At 33.7% G+C, this 18,878-nt stretch carries 18 protein-coding genes; 11 read left to right on the top strand and 7 right to left on the bottom strand.

Features of this window, described 5'->3' with window-relative positions; all coding sequences use genetic code 11:
* Nucleotides 1-509: 509 nt before the first annotated feature.
* Nucleotides 510-1,004, top strand: a complete 495-nt coding sequence (locus CBP76_RS07450; protein WP_102196277.1) for a hypothetical protein — start codon at nt 510-512, stop codon at nt 1,002-1,004.
* Between the two features lie 149 nt (nt 1,005-1,153).
* Here CBP76_RS07450 and CBP76_RS07455 read toward each other — a convergent pair whose 3' ends face one another.
* From CBP76_RS07455 to plsY, 3 genes are all read right to left on the bottom strand, one after another.
* Complete coding sequence (locus CBP76_RS07455; protein WP_102196278.1) at nt 1,154-1,345, bottom strand: DUF378 domain-containing protein; 192 nt, start codon at nt 1,343-1,345, stop codon at nt 1,154-1,156.
* A 252-nt stretch (nt 1,346-1,597) separates the two neighbouring features.
* Entirely contained in the window at nt 1,598-2,287 is a 690-nt protein-coding gene (locus CBP76_RS07460) for a DUF3862 domain-containing protein (protein WP_102196279.1), read from the bottom strand.
* A gap of 182 nt (nt 2,288-2,469) precedes the next feature.
* Nucleotides 2,470-3,090, bottom strand: coding sequence for a glycerol-3-phosphate 1-O-acyltransferase PlsY (gene plsY, locus CBP76_RS07465; protein WP_102196280.1), 621 nt, complete (start codon nt 3,088-3,090; stop codon nt 2,470-2,472).
* Between the two features lie 208 nt (nt 3,091-3,298).
* Here plsY and parE point away from each other — a divergent pair, with 208 nt between their 5' ends.
* From parE to rbsU, 5 genes are all read left to right on the top strand, one after another.
* Entirely contained in the window at nt 3,299-5,302 is a 2,004-nt protein-coding gene (parE, locus tag CBP76_RS07470; RefSeq protein WP_102196281.1) for a DNA topoisomerase IV subunit B, read from the top strand.
* Nucleotides 5,303-5,312: 10 nt separating this feature from the next.
* On the top strand, nt 5,313-7,754 hold the full coding sequence (parC, locus tag CBP76_RS07475; protein WP_102196282.1) for a DNA topoisomerase IV subunit A: 2,442 nt from the start codon (nt 5,313-5,315) through the stop codon (nt 7,752-7,754).
* Between the two features lie 93 nt (nt 7,755-7,847).
* Nucleotides 7,848-8,807: a LysR family transcriptional regulator gene (locus tag CBP76_RS07480; protein ID WP_102196283.1), complete on the top strand. Its 960-nt coding sequence runs from the start codon at nt 7,848-7,850 to the stop codon at nt 8,805-8,807.
* 24 nt (nt 8,808-8,831) lie between these two features.
* Entirely contained in the window at nt 8,832-9,770 is a 939-nt protein-coding gene (locus CBP76_RS07485; RefSeq protein WP_102196284.1) for a manganese-dependent inorganic pyrophosphatase, read from the top strand.
* A 170-nt stretch (nt 9,771-9,940) separates the two neighbouring features.
* The gene (gene rbsU / locus CBP76_RS07490) at nt 9,941-10,831 is read left to right on the top strand and encodes a ribose/proton symporter RbsU (RefSeq protein WP_102196285.1); all 891 of its coding nucleotides are present in this window, start codon (nt 9,941-9,943) and stop codon (nt 10,829-10,831) included.
* 258 nt (nt 10,832-11,089) lie between these two features.
* Here rbsU and CBP76_RS07495 read toward each other — a convergent pair whose 3' ends face one another.
* The 4 genes from CBP76_RS07495 to CBP76_RS07510 form a co-directional block, all read right to left on the bottom strand.
* The gene (locus CBP76_RS07495; protein ID WP_102196286.1) at nt 11,090-11,659 is read right to left on the bottom strand and encodes an LOG family protein; all 570 of its coding nucleotides are present in this window, start codon (nt 11,657-11,659) and stop codon (nt 11,090-11,092) included.
* 14 nt (nt 11,660-11,673) lie between these two features.
* Entirely contained in the window at nt 11,674-12,501 is an 828-nt protein-coding gene (locus tag CBP76_RS07500) for a phage integrase N-terminal SAM-like domain-containing protein (protein WP_102196287.1), read from the bottom strand.
* Between the two features lie 88 nt (nt 12,502-12,589).
* On the bottom strand, nt 12,590-13,069 hold the full coding sequence (locus tag CBP76_RS07505; RefSeq protein WP_102196288.1) for a PTS sugar transporter subunit IIA: 480 nt from the start codon (nt 13,067-13,069) through the stop codon (nt 12,590-12,592).
* 186 nt (nt 13,070-13,255) lie between these two features.
* Complete coding sequence (locus CBP76_RS07510) at nt 13,256-13,798, bottom strand: Ada metal-binding domain-containing protein (RefSeq protein WP_102196289.1); 543 nt, start codon at nt 13,796-13,798, stop codon at nt 13,256-13,258.
* An 80-nt stretch (nt 13,799-13,878) separates the two neighbouring features.
* Between CBP76_RS07510 and CBP76_RS07515 the strand changes: the two genes are divergently transcribed.
* From CBP76_RS07515 to recQ, 5 genes are all read left to right on the top strand, one after another.
* Nucleotides 13,879-14,328 (top strand): methylated-DNA--[protein]-cysteine S-methyltransferase, encoded by a 450-nt coding sequence (locus CBP76_RS07515; protein WP_245865677.1) that lies wholly within the window; start codon nt 13,879-13,881, stop codon nt 14,326-14,328.
* A 159-nt stretch (nt 14,329-14,487) separates the two neighbouring features.
* Nucleotides 14,488-15,231, top strand: coding sequence for an ABC transporter ATP-binding protein (locus CBP76_RS07520; RefSeq protein ID WP_102196290.1), 744 nt, complete (start codon nt 14,488-14,490; stop codon nt 15,229-15,231).
* On the top strand, nt 15,209-16,303 hold the full coding sequence (locus tag CBP76_RS07525; RefSeq protein WP_102196291.1) for an ABC transporter permease: 1,095 nt from the start codon (nt 15,209-15,211) through the stop codon (nt 16,301-16,303). The genes CBP76_RS07520 and CBP76_RS07525 overlap by 23 nt, the downstream gene beginning before the upstream one ends.
* A gap of 3 nt (nt 16,304-16,306) precedes the next feature.
* On the top strand, nt 16,307-16,951 hold the full coding sequence (locus CBP76_RS07530) for a TetR/AcrR family transcriptional regulator (protein ID WP_102196292.1): 645 nt from the start codon (nt 16,307-16,309) through the stop codon (nt 16,949-16,951).
* A gap of 47 nt (nt 16,952-16,998) precedes the next feature.
* Nucleotides 16,999-18,825, top strand: coding sequence for a DNA helicase RecQ (gene recQ, locus CBP76_RS07535; RefSeq protein WP_102196293.1), 1,827 nt, complete (start codon nt 16,999-17,001; stop codon nt 18,823-18,825).
* Nucleotides 18,826-18,878: the final 53 nt, after the last annotated feature.

Here is an 18,878-nt window from a genome sequence, read left to right on the forward strand (position 1 = left end):
CGGTTATTAGGTGCTTACGTTGCAATATAGTCGTATACTCAAAACATGCTAAATTTATTTAATTTTATTGGTCGATGTAGTTGTGGGCTTTTTATCAAGATAGTTTAGTGTATTCAGTATTCTCTCATCACTATTTTTAGTCGTATATTTATTATTGTATCAATATTTCGGTCTACTAAATGTTTTTAAATTTCTTTTAAGCAGCACAGAATTCCTCATAGAATTTGAATCAATATATTCTAAGGGGTTTGACTGCTTCGCCTAGAATTCGTCTTATACGTAAAAATAAGAGTTTGTTATAGTATTTCTATAATCGTCAACGGCATCTTGAGAATCCCAATTGTAATATTGTTTACATATTTTGATCCATGAATATCGAAGTAATTAGTATACTAATAGACTTTTTGCTTTCTGATAATCCAGTGTCCCTAGTTCCAGAATTTTAAATAATGTTTTCTTAGATAAAAGTTGTACAATGTAATTGAAATAATTGGAAGGGAAATTATAATATGAAAAAATTTTTAAGGGTTGTATTAATTTCATTTTTTGCATTAGTTTCATTTGCTGGGCTTAATACTATTACGGCTAAAGCAGATATTCAAATGCCCACTTATTTACATACGTTATATCAATCTAATTTATATTCACGCAATGATAATGGCGAGTACACTTTAATTTCAAACAGGGGATTGAGCGATAATACGGACTGGTTGACAGATAGTTTTGATCCAACAAATAATTATTGGCGTGTTGGTGCAAACGAATGGGTTGAGAACTATAAGGTCGCTCAAGTGTTTGAAAATTACCATAGAGTTATTACAAATGATTCTAATACTAAAATTTATAGTATGGATTCCGATTATCGTTTTATTGAGACAGGTTCGACATTAAATGCTGGTAGTTGGATGAATGATAAAGAAGTAGCTATTCCATCTGCGGTTGGAGCTTACGCACCAGCAGTTTACTATAGAGTGGCAACTAATGAATGGATTAGATTAAACTAATATTAATAATCAATAAGGATTGGTCAATAATTGGCTGATCTTTTTATTTTATCTGAAAATATTGAAAGAATTTGGTTCACAGATTATTTGTTTCAGGAATTAAGATTATAAAAAAAGGACTATCATTGATAGTCCTTTTGAATATTTAACTATAATAATGTGAAGAACTTTAATGAGTATAAAGCACACAATCCAACAATAACATAGATTGTTCTTGCTAATGGTGTTTCTCTGCCATTTGAAATGGCAGCTACTAAGTCCCATTTGAAGGCACCTACTAATAGCCAATTTAATCCACCAATGATGGTTAAACATAAAGCTATAATATCAAGTATTCTCATAATTAACTTACCTCCTATTACGAGGATACGATAATTCAGGAATTTTGGTCAAGTTATGTACATTAATACATTAAATATTATTTGAATAAATAAAAAATAATTATAACACGAATTAATTATTAATAAAATATATCTATTATAAAATTTAAGAATTAACACAAACTGGTGATTAGCGATAAAAAGCTACAACCAGATACATTTTACTGGTATATAAAAAAGCATTCATGAAGAATGCTTTTAAAATTATAAATTTTACTCTATGCCACTTTGACTCTTACCAGTAACCTTGCCATCGCTAAAGGAAATAATAAAGTTTGCACCTGTATTTCCTTTAACATCGGAAGAATACGTCCAAGTTTGAGTAATCTTTCCATTGCTACTTGAGTCATTGTAACCATTAGGTTTACCGACGTTCTTAAGAATTGTATCTTGCGTTTGATCATTTTGAATTGAATTATATGAATCCAGTCCCAATTTTTCTGAACGATTTACCTTAATGCCACTAATAGTTTTACCAATGGCGTGGTTATTGTTAAAGCTGATAGTTAATTTCGAACCAAGTTCACCATTAGCAATGGTATTCCATGTATAAATATTATTTTGAGATGTAGCCGATACCGAAGTGGCTGATGATTTACCAATAGCTTTTTCTATTTGATCTGGGGAAAGGCCATCTTTGTCACTGATATAAATACCTTTATATTGAGATAAGGTAATGTCTTTTTTAGCAGTAGATTTCTTAGTATTAGATTTCTTTTTAGAAACCTTTGTTGTCGGAGCATATGGGCCAGTTGCGGTCATCTTCATTCCTAGAAAACCACCTCCAGCCAGTAGGAGGATGGCAATGATAGTCCAAAACCACCAACGTCTATAAAAATGTTTCTTTGTTTTTTTGTGAGAGCGTTGATATTCCGCTCTCGTAGGCAAATCATTATTATTCATCCCTAAAGCCTCCCTGAACTTGATAACGCTTTACCATTATTCTATCAGTAACATAGAAGAATAGTACTACTTTGATGAAAATATCTTTAAGATAATTGAGATTTTTGAAAATAATTATTATCTCTAAAATAAAAGTCCGATAACCCTTAAAGTTATCGGACTTAACTAGTACTATATAAAGATTACTTACCTAGCTTTTGTTGTTGTTTTTTATATCTTAATCCAACGGGAACCAAGTTTTCTTGCCCTTTTAATAATCGTTTGATATTAGGGATATGACGTACGTAAATAATGACAGTAATAATAATTGCAACAGTTGTAAGTATCCAATCGTGTAAAAAGAGTGTAGCAATAGTGAAGAAAAGAATAGTTGTTAAACTAGCTACACTGACCATACTTGTAATATAAACAATCGTTGCTAAAACGATAAAGCAAATTACAAACAACAAAGGATTATATGCTAATAAAATACCGGCACTAGTGGCCACAGCTTTACCACCTCTAAATTTTAGAAAGATTGAATAACAATGTCCAACAACGGCACAGATACCAACAAATAAGATTAGATGACGATCTAGTCCAAAGAAGACTGGCATTAAGGCTCCCAAAGTTCCTTTCAAAATATCGATTATTAAAACAACGGTTCCGGCTACTTTTCCTAGCACCCGATAGGCATTTGTTGTTCCAACATTTCCACTACCATATTCAAAAATATTCTTATGGAAGAAGACTTTACCTACAATGTAGGCGGTTGGAAATGAGCCAATTAAATAGGCTAAAATTGCACAAATGAGAAGTTTCATTAAAAAATCACTCTCTCAGCTTTATTTTTTGGTATATTGTAATTCTATGGTGTTTTTATGAGAATTATAAATACCAACCTAGACATTATCTACTATTTTACCTGAAATTGAAAGATTTCTCTTGAATACGAACATATATTCGTATATTGTGAATAGTGTTATAATACTAGAATATCTCATTAGTAGTAAATGAAAAGGAATGATATAAATGCCAAAATCATCATATGATGATTCGTCAATTCAAATCCTTGAAGGATTAGAAGCTGTACGAAAAAGACCTGGTATGTACATTGGTTCCACAGATTCACGTGGATTACATCACTTGGTATATGAAATTGTTGATAATGCAGTTGATGAAGCTTTATCAGGATTCGGTAAAGAAATCAATGTGTCGATCAATCAAGATAGCAGTATTACTGTTGTCGATCACGGACGAGGAATGCCTACGGGGATGCACGCCTCTGGCAAGCCCACGATTGAAGTTATTCTGACTGTTTTGCACGCTGGAGGTAAGTTCTCTGAGAACAGTTATAAAACCTCTGGTGGTCTTCATGGTGTTGGTTCATCAGTCGTGAATGCCTTGTCTGAGTGGATGACCGTTCGAGTAGTTCGTGACCATAAAGTTTATGAAGAACGCTTTGAAAATGGTGGGCATCCGGTTGGAACTTTGAAGAAGACGGGTACTACTAAAGAAGATAATGGAACGACTATTAGTTTTAAACCTGATGCTTCCATCTTCCAAACAACTAAGTTTAACTATGATACTTTAGCTGAAAGGCTAAGAGAATCAGCTTTTCTATTGAAAGGCGTTAAATTTACTATTACTGACAAACGTGGTGCTGAGGTAAAGGAAGATGTCTTTCATTATGAAGACGGAATTCAATCGTTTGTTAAGTATTTAAATGAAGACAAAGATACTCTTGGTGGTATTTTTTATGTTGAAGGAACTAATTCTGATATTGAAATAGAATTTTCCGGACAATATAACGATGGTTATTCAGAGAATATTATTTCTTTCGTTAACAACGTTCGTACTGCCGATGGTGGGACGCATGAGGCCGGAATGAAATCTGGTTTGACAAAAGCCTTTAACGATTATGCTCGAAAGGTAGGTCTATTAAAAGAAAATAGTAAGAACCTTGAAGGTAGTGATGTTCGTGAAGGACTTTCAGCCATCATTTCAGTACGTATTCCAGAAGAAATACTACAATTTGAAGGCCAAACCAAAGGAAAGTTGGGAACTCCACAAGCCCGATCAGCTGTCGATCAATTAGTTTATGAACAAATGAGTTTCTATTTGATGGAAAATGGTGAGCAAGCTCAGATGCTAGTAAAAAAAGCTCTGAAAGCTCGTGAAGCAAGAGATGCTGCCCGAAAAGCGCGTGAGAGTACTCGTAATGGCAAAAAGAATAAGAAGAATGACGGATTATTGTCCGGTAAATTAACCCCAGCTCAATCAAAAAACTCAGATAGAAATGAATTATTTCTAGTCGAGGGTGATTCTGCTGGAGGTTCAGCTAAACAAGGACGTGATCGTAAATTTCAAGCGATCTTACCATTACGTGGAAAAGTTTTGAATACTCAAAAGGCCAAACTGGAAGATATTTATAAAAACGAAGAAATCAACACAATGATCTATACAATTGGTGCTGGAGTAGGTGCCGACTTCAAATTGGAAGATCGTAATTATGACAAAGTTATTATCATGACTGATGCTGATGATGATGGTTCACATATTCAAATTCTGTTATTAACCTTCTTCTATCGTTATATGCGTCCGTTAGTTGAGTCTGGACATGTGTATATTGCCTTATCACCTTTGTATAAGCTTCAAAAGGGCAAAGGAGCTAAAACACAAATTAAGTACGCCTGGACTCCTGATGAACTGCAGGAAGATATTAAAAAAATGGGTAAAGGTTACGATTTACAAAGATTTAAAGGTTTAGGTGAAATGAATGCCGATCAATTATGGAAGACAACCATGGATCCAGAGAATCGTATTCTAATTAGGGTAAATATTGATGATGCTGCTTTAGCTGAGCGTCGAGTAACTACTCTAATGGGTGATAAAGTAAAACCACGTCGTGATTGGATCGAAGAGAATGTTCGTTTCAACGGTACCGAAGAGGGAGACAACATTTTGGAAAAGGTTGATGATGAAACTGATCCAATTGATAGTAAAATCGTTGACGATTTATTGAATAAGGAATAGGTGATAAATAGTGACTGAAAATTCTCCTAAAATTCAAGATATCTCGCTCGAAAAAATCATGGGAGATCGATTTGCGAGATATTCAAAATCAATTATTCAAGAGAGAGCTTTACCAGACATTCGTGACGGTTTAAAACCAGTACAACGTCGTATTTTGTATTCAATGTTCTTGGATGGAAATACCTATGATAAAGGTTTTAGAAAGTCAGCCAAGGGTGTTGGTAATGTTATGGGTAATTTCCATCCCCATGGTGATTCTTCGATTTATGAAGCCATGGTTCGTTTGTCACAAGATTGGAAGTTACGTAATCCATTAATTGAAATGCATGGTAACAATGGTTCAATGGATGGTGATCCACCCGCAGCCATGCGTTATACTGAAGCTCGTTTAAGCAAAATTTCTAGTGAAATGCTTCGCGATATCAATAAGGATACAGTAGACGAAGAATGGAATTTTGATGATACTGAAAAAGAGCCTAAGGTATTACCAGCAAGATTTCCTAATTTGTTAGTTAATGGAGCAACCGGAATTTCAGCTGGTTATGCGACAGAAATTCCACCTCATAACCTGGGTGAGGTTATTGATGCAACAATTAAAATGATTGATAAACCAGAGATTACCTTAGATGAGTTGATAACAATCGTTGAAGGTCCCGATTTTCCAACGGGTGGAATTTTACAAGGTAAAGATGGTATTAAAGATGCTTATCGTACTGGTAGAGGTAAAGTTTACTTAAGGTCCAAAACGTCCATCCAAGAAATTCGTGGTCATAAAGAACAAATTGTCATCACGGAGATCCCTTATGAGGTCAACAAAGCTCAGTTAGTCAAAAAAATGGACGAAATTAGAGTTTTGAAGAAGGTCGATGGTATTGCTGAGGTTCGTGATGAAAGTGATCGTCAAGGGTTGTCAATTGTTATAGAGCTAAAGCGTGATGTTGATGCTAATGGAATTTTGAATTATATGTTTAAGAATACTGATTTACAGATTTCATATAATTTTAATATGGTTGCCATTGCTGACATGCGTCCTCAGCAGGTCGGTTTAGTTCAAATCTTAAAGGAATATATTGAGCATCAAAAGGACGTTGTCTTACGTCGTAGTCAATTTGATCTAACCAAGGCAAAAAAACGATTACATATCGTTGAAGGTTTGATCAAAGCTTTATCAATTCTTGATAAGGTTATTAAAACTATTCGTGGTAGTAAAAATAAATCTGATGCTAAGAACAATTTAGTTAAGGAATATAAATTTACTGAAGAACAGGCAGAAGCAATCGTTTCCTTACAACTTTATCGTTTGACTAATACAGATGTTACCGACTTAGAAAAAGAAGATAAGGAACTTAAAAATCAAATTAGTTCATTGGATAAAATTATCAATGATCATACAACATTAATGAGTGTGATTAAAAAAGAACTACTTGAGGTTCGTAATACATATTCAGATAAGCGTCGAACTAAGATTGAGGCCAAGGTTGAGGAAATTGAGGTTGATACACGGGTAATGGTGGCTAGTGAGGATGTACGTCTGTTAGTTAGTCATGATGGATATGTAAAGCGAAGTAGTTTACGTTCATATCAAGCTTCTAGTACTGATGATAACGGTTTGAAAGATGAAGATTATCCGATTATTGATGTAAATGTTAATACGCTTGATCATTTGTTTATCTTTACTGATAAGGGAAACATGATCTATCGTCAGATTTTCGAAATTGAAGATAGTCGTTGGAAAGATACTGGTTCACATTTATCTCAAGAAATAGGATTAGATAATGACGAATCAATTCTGAAGGCCTTTGTTTTTAAAGACCTAAAGGAAACTGGCAATTTCCTAATTGCTACTAATGAGAATTATATTAAACAAGTTGCTTTTAGTGATTTATTACCAGGAAGAACTTATAAATCAAGAGCATCCAAGTATTGTAAGATAAAGTCTGATACCAATCGGGTGATGGATGTTTATTATGTTGAAAAAGATGCTAAAAACTTGGTCTATGTTTTTACTAAGCATTCCTATGCTTCAGCATTTCCAATTGAAGAGGTTCCTGTGGTTAGTGGCAAAGCAATGGGCGTCAAATTTGTCAGTCTTAAAGATGATGATTCATTGGCAAGCTATTTCTTAGCTACTGATGAAAGTGAAAAAATTGCTTTAGTAACTCAAAGAGGTTCATACAAGCAAATGAAACTATCTGAAATTCCAGTAACTAGTCGGGCTCGCAGAGGAGTTTTAACGTTACGTGAATTGAAACGTCAACCACATCGTGTTTCATTAGTAACCAATATTTCTAATGATATGGATATTTCAATTATTACTGATACAAATAAAGAAATTGAAATTGATCGTTCAAATCATCAAAGTACAGATCGTTATTCAAATGGCTCGTTTATTATGGATCCAGCAATAGATGGAAATCCAGTTAGATTTGTGAAAAAAATAGAAGAAAAATAATAATATAAACAGCAAACTTTTAATTTATATAGTATTATTAGCTTATTGCATATATTAATTTTGTTTTCACAAATACTTAGGAGGATTCTTTTATTGTTGGATGAAAAATCAAGAAGAGTCTTTAGTTCTAAAGCTTTAAATTATTTTGATGAGTTAACGAAAAATATGAGTTACACCAAAACTGCACAGCAGTTAGGTATAACTCAACCTGCCTTGACACAGCAAATTAAAAAAATTGAGCGAGTTGTTGAGGCACCATTGTTTTACAGTGTTGGTAAAAAAATTTATTTAACTGACGCTGGAACATCGCTACTGAAGGCTACTCATCAAATGTTTGATATCATAAATAATGTTACTGATCAGATTCAACAGGAATCCTCTGAAAAGAGTGGTCCGATTAGTATCGGACTGCTTTCAACGGCCGAATCGGTTGTGATTGAAGATTTTATTGTTGAATATAATCGGATTAATCCAAACGTTATAATTGATTTGAACCTTTTAACGCGAACAGAACTTTGGGACAATATTCAAAATAACCGTATTGATTTGGCCATTATGTATTTGCCAGATAAGAGTATTAAAGGTTGGAAGTCTTATAAGAGTAAGAAGATTATTAGTGACAATCTTATGTTGATTCATAACAATGAGAAATTTAGTAAGAAAAAGTCTGTTAGTTATAAAGATGCTACTACTAAACCATGGGCTGCTTACTTAAGATCTTATTATTTTTCCGATTTACTACGCAGTAAATTTTTGGATGCATATGTTGATTCACCTAGGGTTGTCGCAAGGTTTTCTTCACCTTATCAATTGTTGAAGTTTACGCAAGAATCGGATGACGTTTATACAGTACTGCCATTGAGCTTTTGTATTGCGCATCAGTCAATGTTTAAACTTTATCAAACACCACTTGAACCAGCAGTATCAAGTGATTTATCATTTATATATCGGGAAGATAAAGAAAAAATTCCTCGCATTCAAGAATTTTTGAATGGCTGGGATGAGTTCTTAGATAAAATGAGTTACATTGATCGTTTAAAGTCTTCTAGATAAATTTTATAAAGGGGTATAGTACACATGCCAAAGGAAAAAGAATTAGTTTTCGGACACAAAAATCCTGATACCGATGCTGTTTCAGCAGCTATCGCATATTCATATCTACAAAATCAATTAGGTTTCAATACTGAAGCTGTTGCTTTAGGCGAACCAAACCTAGAAACAAAATTTGTTTATGATCATTTTGATGTTAAATATCCACGTATTATTTCAGCCATTAACGGCGAAGTTAAAAAAGTTATGCTAGTCGATCATAATGAAAGGCAACAAAGTGTTGATGACATTGCTGATGTTGAGATTACTCATGTTGTTGATCATCATAGAATTGCTAACTTTGAAACTGCATTACCATTGTACTATCGTGCAGAACCAGTTGGATGTGTAAGTACGATTATTTGGAAGATGTATTTAGAAAATGATGTTGAAATTCCTGCTCAAATTGCAGCCATTATGGCTTCATCAATTATCTCTGATACATTGCTATTGAAATCACCTACAACTACTGATGAAGATCGTGCTGCTTTGAAGAGTTTGGCTACAACAGCAGGTATCGATTATGAAACATATGGTCTTGAAATGTTAAAGGCTGGAACAAACTTAGACAGCAAGACAACTCAAGAACTTATTGATATGGATGCTAAAAGCTTTGATATGAATGGCACTAGTGTACGTGTTGCCCAAGTTAATACAGTAGATGTTGATGACACTTTGAAACGTGAAGATGATTTTGTTAAAGATATTAAAGCTGAAAATGCAGACAAAGGTTATAATTTGTTTGTACTTCTAATTACTAATATCCTAACTAGTGACACAACTGGTTTGATTCTTGGTGACAGCGAAGCAATTTCCAAGTTTGAAGCGGCTTTGAATACTAAAGTTGAAGATAACAAGGCTGCCTTACCTGGTGTTGTATCACGTAAGAAGCAAGTTGTTCCCCCATTGAATGCTCAATTTAATTAAGAATTATATAATTCTTTTAGTTCATAAAACAAATGATTTTTTTGTGAAAAGCGAATGCGTTGTTGAAAACGTATTCGCTTTTCTGCTATAATACTCCCATTGCAAAAAGCTACTGGTTTATTGTCCAGTAGCTTTTAAATTGAAGATTTTTAAAAAGGGAGTTTTAGTTAATGAGTGCATTGAATCTATTGATCGGCCTAATGCCAATGATTGGATGGGGATTATTTCCAGTCCTGACTGGTAAATTTGGTGGAAAGCCAGTTAACCAAATTCTGGGAACGACATATGGTACTTTAATTTTTGCAATTATAATTGCAGTTGTTCGTCAAACACCGATGTTATCGGGCAAAGAGTTTCTATTCACTTTCTTATCAGGTGCATTTTGGTCAATGGGTCAAATATTAGTATTTTATGCCTTTGCAGAAATGGGTGTTTCTAGGACCATGCCAGTTTCAACTGGTTTTCAATTGGTTGGTGCTTCATTATGGAGTGTCATAGTATTGGGAGAATGGGCTAGTGGAAAGGCCAAACTGATTGGTTTCTCAGCAATTCTTTTAATCATTTTCGGTGTCTGGTTGACGACGTATAGTGAAAATAAAATGTCCAAGGAATCAGGCGGATTTAATGCTATCAAAGGTGTGTTATTGGTAGCCTGTGCTGAAATTGGTTACTTAGGTTATTCAGCTTTCCCACAAGCTATCACAGTTAGTGGTTTTGAAGCGTTCTTACCTCAAGCATTGGGAATGGTAGTAGTGGCAACGATCTTTGCTTTAGCAACAAAAAGTAATCGTTTGGACAAGCCATTTAAGACTAAGAGTTCTTATACAAATATCATAAGTGGTTTCTTCTTTGCCTTTGCGGCTTTAACTTATTTAATTTCTGCCCGTCCATCAGTTAATGGATTGGCTACTGGATTCATCTTATCGCAAATGAATGTTATTTTGGCAACATTAGGCGGAATTTATATTCTACATGAACATAAAACAAAAAAAGAAATGGTGTATATCGTTTCAGGGCTAGTTTTAGTTATTATTGCAGGAAGTGTAACAACTTTACTTTAAAAAACAAAAACCACGTTGGAAAATTAATTCCGACGTGGCTTTTTTGTTATATATCAGAGAGTTTATATTCTTTTTAATTGGTCTATCTTTTATTAACTATTTAAGTTAGGAGGATATTTATTATAAGTAGTATTAATGAGAAAAATCATACATTTTATGATGTATATCTAAGGAGTATATTTGCCAGATATTCTTCTATCTGACAAGTAGAATATAGTCCCTTTTGATCAATTAGTGAAATAATAAGTTCTCATGTGTTCATTTAGTATAGTTGCGTAAAGTTGGTGGGGTATAAGAATCAATAAAATTACCTATCGCAGTTAGAGAATCACTAAATAGTAAGGTCTGACGTGTTTTTTTCTCCATGAATCCTTGTTCAGTCATTGAATCAAAAAAATCAGCTAATCTATCATAGTAATGATTGATATTATAAAAAATACAAGGATTGGAGCTGTCCCCTATTACTGTCCAGGAGAAGGCCTCAGAAATCTCTTCTAAGGTTCCAGGACCACCTGGTAAAGCAATATTAGCAACTGAGTCTTTCAACATGTCTTGCTTTCGTTGTGACATATTATCAACGATATCCAACTTGGATAATTTTTGGTGTGACAGCTCGCGGTTGACCAATTCCTTAGTAATAATTCCATGTACGTAACCATGGGATTCAAGAACACTATTAGCAACCACGCCCATAAGTCCATATCTACCACCACCATAGGTTAATCCATAATTATTGTTAACGATCCATTGACCAAGTTTTTTTGCTCCAATGGTATATATTTCCTGATTTCCAGTGGCAGCACCACAATAAACTGCAATATTTTTCATAATTTCACTTTCTCTTATATATCAAATTTTGTCTCTCGCATGAGACGACGATAATACATCAATGAGGGCGTATCTAAAGCATCAAGTGCTCTTCTTTGATCAGATGATAACTCCTTAGTGCTTAAGGCCAAAAGAATAAAGGTTGTATAAAGTTTTTTAGGCGATAAATCTAGTTGGGTAGATAAACTGTCTCGTTTAAGATCTCGATGAAGTGCTGGAACTGATAGAAGTGGGGTATTGGCTCCGCGATTACGGCTTAAAAATAGATTATCATTGTTCCAATATGAGCGATATGGTTCAATATAACTTTTGTATAGATTTAAAAAATTATTTTCATCGGCGTCAAAATACAATTGATTGAATTTCTTATAAAAATCAACGGCTAAAGCTTCTTTATAGTTAAATCCTTTGGAAATAATTAAAATCAAAAGCCTTGTATATATACTAAGATCGGCCTTGAGATAATAGGGGAGTTTTAAAAAAACTTCAACTGGAAAATCGGTTTGTTTAGGCACAGGTACACTATTAATATTTAAAGTAGGGATTTCAGGAGTTTTTTTAACATTAAAAAGATACTTAAAATAAACGTTCAGATTACTAATAACCTTATTAATAGTACTAGGACTAAGTTTTAAATCCTCAAGCATAAAATTTTTGAATAATCTGATGTCCATCTCGTGAACATCAGTAATTTTTTCACTAATCTTATAGTCAGAATTATGTTGAATTGTATAAGTGAAAAAGTCATTTAACGAATTCATATATTCGGTGTGTGCCTTGACAGAGATATGGCGGGTTTTAAGGTATGCTTCAAAACCTTTTAAATAAGGAATTTTGACCATAATTAAACCTCCTTTATTGAATATTATACATTTTGTTAAATTTACAAACAAAAAAATAAAACGTGTAGCTTGTTTGCCACACGTTTCGTTAATTTACATTTACGTTAAGAGCGCTGTCACCAGCGGAAATTGTTTTCTCAGTGAATTCGTCCATAGATTTAACAGCATCTGAATTAGTAATGATTGTCATAATAGCAGTATCTTTACCAGCATCTTTTACTTGTTTTAGATTCATGGTAGCTAACTTTTGACCAGCCTTAACGACATCATTTTCCCTTACAAAGGTTTCAAATGGCTTACCTTTTAATTCAACTGTATCTATGCCTAGGTGCAACATAATTTCTAATCCGTTTTTTGATGTAATCATTAGTGCGTGCTTAGTTGGAAATACCGTACCGATCACTCCTCCAATGGGAGCAACGATTTCATCATTATCAGGAGCAACAGCGAATCCGTCACCCATAAGTTTTTGTGAGAAAACTGGATCACTGACTTTATCCAAATGAATTAGTTTACCTGAAGCGGGTGCAACAAATTGATCAACTTTCTTTCTAGAGAATAACCCCATATTAATTTTCCTCCTTGGAATACATAGCAATGTTTATGATGAAATGATTCATCGATACAGTTAAAGACTTAATAGTTAACCAGTTTGTTTAAAATATCGTTGATCAAGACAACAATTATCATTTACTAATGCGCTTACATGCTATACGTTACTACATTTGTAGAGTCCTTTGCAAGACTATAAAAGTTAATTGTTATGATACTTATAATCTAAAGGTGTTTGATGATATTTGGTTTTAAAACTAGTATTAAAATATGTATCGCTATTAAATCCACAACGAGCAGCAATTGTTTTAATTGAGTAATCAGTTTCTCTTAGTAACTGTTGACTATGTTGTAGTCTAAGTTCAATCAAGTAGTCATTAGGACTTTTATTTGTAATTTTTTTAAAAATTCTTTGTAGACTTGAACTACTGCCGTGACAATCTAGAGCAATTTTATCTAAAGTCAATTTTTGTTGATAGTTCAATTGAAGATATTTCTTTATTTGATTGACCCATTCATCATTAGATAGTGTTTGCCCAGTAGGTTGACATCTTTTACAAGGACGAAAGCCCGATTTTATTGCTTCTCTAGTAGTTTTAAAGATTAAAACATTATCTTTATTGGGTGTTTTTGAATGGCAAGTAGGTTTGCAAAATATTTTAGTGGTTTTGACACCATAAAAGAAATTCCCCGATTGATTGGTAATTATTTTTTGCCAGCGACCATTAGTTAAGGGATGTAACATAATAAGACCTCGAATTAGAATGCAAGATTTTTAAGTGCATCTTAGCATATAATAAGACTACATAAAAGTTGGTGAGGAATATGCAAGAAATTTATTATCATGTTTTTAGAATTGAGAATCATAGTTATTTAATTGGAGCTACTGCTAAGGGATTGGTCTTTGTTGGGTCAGAAGATAGTGATAATTCTGAAATAAAAAAGTTTTATCCCGAAGTGGACTTAATAGATGATGAATCGGTCGTGGAACCGTATCAATATCAATTAAAACAGTATTTACAAGGCAAGAGAACAAAATTTGATTTACCAATTGATATTACAGGGACTGATTTTCAAAGGTCAGTTTGGCGTCAATTGCAGCGGATACCTTATGGGCAGACAAGCAATTATTCCAAGATTGCCAAGTTAATTAATCGTCCTAAAGCAGTTCGAGCTGTCGGTACAGCCATCGGTAAGAATCCAATCTTAATGATTATTCCATGTCATCGAGTTTTAACAAAGGGTGGTAATTTAGGGGGTATCGTGGTGGTTTAACAATGAAGAGGAGCCTTTTGGAACTTGAAAAAAAGAAAAGCTGATAAAATTTATCAGCTTTTTAATTTGGAGCCTTTTATTTTTAAAATTAATGTGGTACACTCATTTTAAATATCAGGTGAGTAACTACTCACTCACCCGATGAATGGAGGAAAACAAATGTACAATTCCATAATTTCTTTAAATAACATCACTAAAAAGTTTGGTAAACAAACAGTATTAAGAAATGTCAATTTTCAAGTTCCAAGTGGAAGGATTATTGGGTTGATTGGACCGTCCGGTGCAGGTAAATCTACGATAATTAAGATTATTTTAGGTATGGAGATCCCCGATAGAGGGGTGACAACGATTTTTAATCAAAAGATGCCTAATCGTAAGCTTTTAGGAAGAATTGGTTATATGGCACAATCAGATGCTTTGTATGAGCAATTAACAGGACGAGAGAACCTGCAGTTTTATGCTGATATGAAAGAAATCAAAGGTCGAGTTGCGCAGGAACAGATTGAACATGTTTCATCAGTAGTAGATTTAGTAAAGGATTTAGATAAAAGAGTCAGTGGATATTCGGGAGGGATGAAACGGAGACTATCTTTAGCAATTGCTTTATTGGGTTCAAATCAGATTTTGATTTTGGATGAACCGACTGTTGGAGTTGATCCAGCACTAAGAAGAAAGATTTGGTGGGAGCTACAAAACTTGCGTAACCAAGGTACAACAATCCTGGTAACAACTCATGTAATGGATGAAGCAGAATTGACTGATGATGTAGCACTTTTGTTGGGCGGACAGATTATTGCTTATAATGATCCATCAAGTTTGAAACAAGCATATCAAGTTAATTCTATTGAGGATGTTTTTTTGAAAGCGGAGGCACAACAAAATGAGAACAATATCTATCGCTAAACGTGTAACTAAAGAACTACTAAGAGATAAGAGGACATTAATGTTAATGTTCTTAGCACCAATATTAATCTTATTTTTAATGAAGTTGGTATTTTCAGTTAATTCCTCTACACAAGTAGATATCGCTACAGTTGATGTAAAAAGCAGTCTAGTAAAAACAATTGATAAAGTAAGTCATATTTCTACAAAAAAGTATTCATCAAATGCTGAGGCCCAAAAGGCACTGGATAATAAAAAAGTTGATGCAGTAATAAAGTATTCCGGTGGCGACTTCTATGTGACCTATGCTAACACTGATGCCAGTAAGACTGCGGCAACAAAAGCGGCCTTGAAATCATCAGTTGTTGCTAATACAATGAAGCAATTGGAACAAACACTACAAAAAGTTCAATCGCGGATACCAAATGCACCTGAAGCAAGAACACATCAAGTAAAGATACATAACAAATATCGTTATGGTAATAGCGATACAAATTTCTTTGATAAAATTGTGCCTATTTTAATGGGATTCTTTGTGTTCTTCTTTGTATTTCTAATATCAGGGATGGCATTATTGAATGAGAGAACCTCAGGCACATTGAATCGATTATTAGCAACGCCGGTAAAACGTTCCGATATTGTATTTGGATACATGATCAGTTATGGTATTTTGGCTATTTTACAGACATTGATCATTGTCTTATTTACAGTTTGGGCCTTAAACGTTGAGGTGGTTGGTAATTTATTGAATGTAATTTTAATTAACTTTATTTTGGCATTAGTAGCACTAGCTTTTGGAATATTAATGTCCACTTTTGCAAAGTCAGAGTTTCAAATGATGCAGTTTATTCCGTTGGTAATTGTTCCTCAAATATTTTTCTCAGGAATTATACCTTTGGATACTATGGCAAATGGAGTTAAGGTGATATCTTATATTTTGCCATTGAAATATGCTGGAGATGCATTAAGTGGAATTGTCATGTCAGGGGATGGTTTCATCAAGATTCTTCCCGAGATCGGTATTTTGTTGATCTTTTTAGTTATCTTAACGATATTGAATATTGTTGGTTTAAAGAAGTATAGGAAGGTATAGACTATGGAGAAAACATTTCAAGATTTAAGTGATTGGTTAGCAACCAGTGATATGCCTAATGGCAAAAAAAAGGTTTTAAAAGCTTCCCTGCAACTATTCTCGAAACAAGGTTACGATGGTACCTCAACGGCAGAGATTGCAAAATTATCAGGGATGAGCCAGGCTACTATTTTTAAATACTTTAAGTCCAAAGACGATTTATTGCTGTTTATTTTGGAACCAATGATTGATCATATTTTACCTACGTATGGAGAGGAGTTTGCCAAACAAGTAAATTCTAGCAATTATGATTTGGAAAGCTTAGTTCAATTCATTGTTCGTAATCGATTTGAATTCTTAGTTCAAAATAGAGATGCTGCTATTATTTTGATTTCCCAGGTACTGATCAATGATAAAGTACGTAATATGTTATTAGACAAGGTCATGTCGCTTAAAGATTTATTTTTTAATAATATCTGGAAGGCTTTGAAAGATACTGGAGAAATGAGAGAAGATGTTGATCCAATAGAGTGGATAAGGATGGTCATTGGGCAAATTATCCTTTACTTTTTACAAAGCCAAAGGATTTTAGATACGATTGACGATAAACAACTAGATCATGATTTAAGTCAGATAGAGGATTCAGTCGTTCGAGCAATTAAGAAATAATGTGATATGATTTATCTATATTATTTTTCAATTAGGAGTATTTTATCTTGAATTTAGAAGCAATCTTAAAAGATGAATTTGGTTATGATACTTTTCGAATAGGTCAAAAAGAACTAATAGAGAAGATTCTTGATGGTCAAAAAGCTATGGGGATCATGCCAACTGGTGGTGGAAAGTCTATTTGTTATCAATTACCGGCAACGATTCTACCTGGTTTGACGCTAGTTGTGTCACCTTTGATTTCTTTAATGAAAGATCAAGTTGATAGCTTGAATGAAGTAGGTATTCCTTCAACTTTTTTAAATAGTACCGTTGAATGGCACGATCGTGAAGAAAGAATGCGCTATATTGAAAGTGGCGCTGTGAAGCTTTTATTCGTTGCACCTGAAAAAATTGTTGATGATGAATTTTATAGCTGGTTGTCAGGTTTGGAGATTTCATTGATTGCTATTGATGAAGCTCATGTATTATCATCTTGGGGTCATGATTTTAGAGACAGTTACTTAAAAATGATTGATCCATTAAAGAATTTACCAGGAAGTCCTGCCTGGTTGGCATTAACTGCTACGGCAACGCAACAAGTTCAAAATGATTTGGCAAAAATTCTAGAGGTACCTGACAAAAATATTATTAAAACAGGTTTCGAACGAAATAATTTGGCTTTAAAGATTGAACGCAAGGTAGATAAAGATGAATATGTTTTAAATTATGTTAAAGCTCATATTGATGAATCTGGAATAATCTATGCAGGTCGTCGTGAAGATGTTGATAGTATCTTTTCATTTTTAAAAGAGAATGGCATTAAAGTTGGCCGGTATCATGCGGGATTAAGTGATCAAGAACGTCATACTCAACAAGAAGATTTCTTGTTTGATAAAACAAATGTGATAGTAGCTACGAATGCTTTTGGGATGGGAATTAATAAAACAAACGTTAGATATGTTTTACACTATGCAATTCCTGGAACGATTGAGAACTATTATCAAGAGGTTGGTCGTGCAGGTCGTGATGGATTGCCAGCAGAAGCTATTTTATTGTATGCACCTATTGATTTAAGATTGCATCAGTTCTTTATTGATCAGTCATTAGGTGATGATCAATACAAAATGAGTTTGAAAAACAAGTTATTCGATATGCACCGATATGCAGAGACTGAAATTTGTTTAATGAAGTTTATATTAGATTATTTTGGTGAAAAGAATACAGATGTTTGCGGAAGATGTACTAATTGTCTGGATAATAGACAGATTGTAGATATTACCTCAGATGCTCAAAAAGTTTTGAGCTGCGTTGTCAGAATGGACCAAAGATATGGCAAGAAAACGGTTAGTCGAGTGCTGGTCGGAAAAGAAGACGTAGCCAATGACTGGCGTAATTTTCAAGAACTGTCTACTTTTGGAATTTTTAAAGGTAAGTCGCTGAGTGAAACAGGTAGATTAATAGATTTTTTGTCTGCAAATGGTTTTTTAAAGACTAGTGGTGGAAAATATCCAATATTATTACTTTCGAAAAAGGGAGCAGACGTCTTAAAAGGGAAGATCAATGTTGCAAGAAAAGAAGAATTGAATAGATCTTCATCCAAAAGAAAATCGAAAGTATCAATCAATAAGCCAATGGTTGCTGATGGCAGTTTTGATATGGATCTATTTGAAAAGTTGCGTAGCTTACGACTAGAATTTGCTAGGAAGCAGGCCATTGCTCCGTTTATGATCTTTTCAGATAAGACTTTAAAGGATATGTGTGTTCGTATTCCTACTAATAGTGAAGAATTCTTAGCTGTTAGTGGAGTTGGAAAGTATAAATTAGAACAATATGGAGATAGTTTCTTGGAGGAGATTAAGAACTATCAAGAAAATAAGCAAACGGTCAGTTAAATTATTTGACCGTTTTTATTTTATAAAGGAAGCTTAAAATAAAATGTTTTACG

Source organism: Companilactobacillus nuruki (assembly GCF_002872255.1).
Lineage (GTDB): Bacteria > Bacillota > Bacilli > Lactobacillales > Lactobacillaceae > Companilactobacillus > Companilactobacillus nuruki.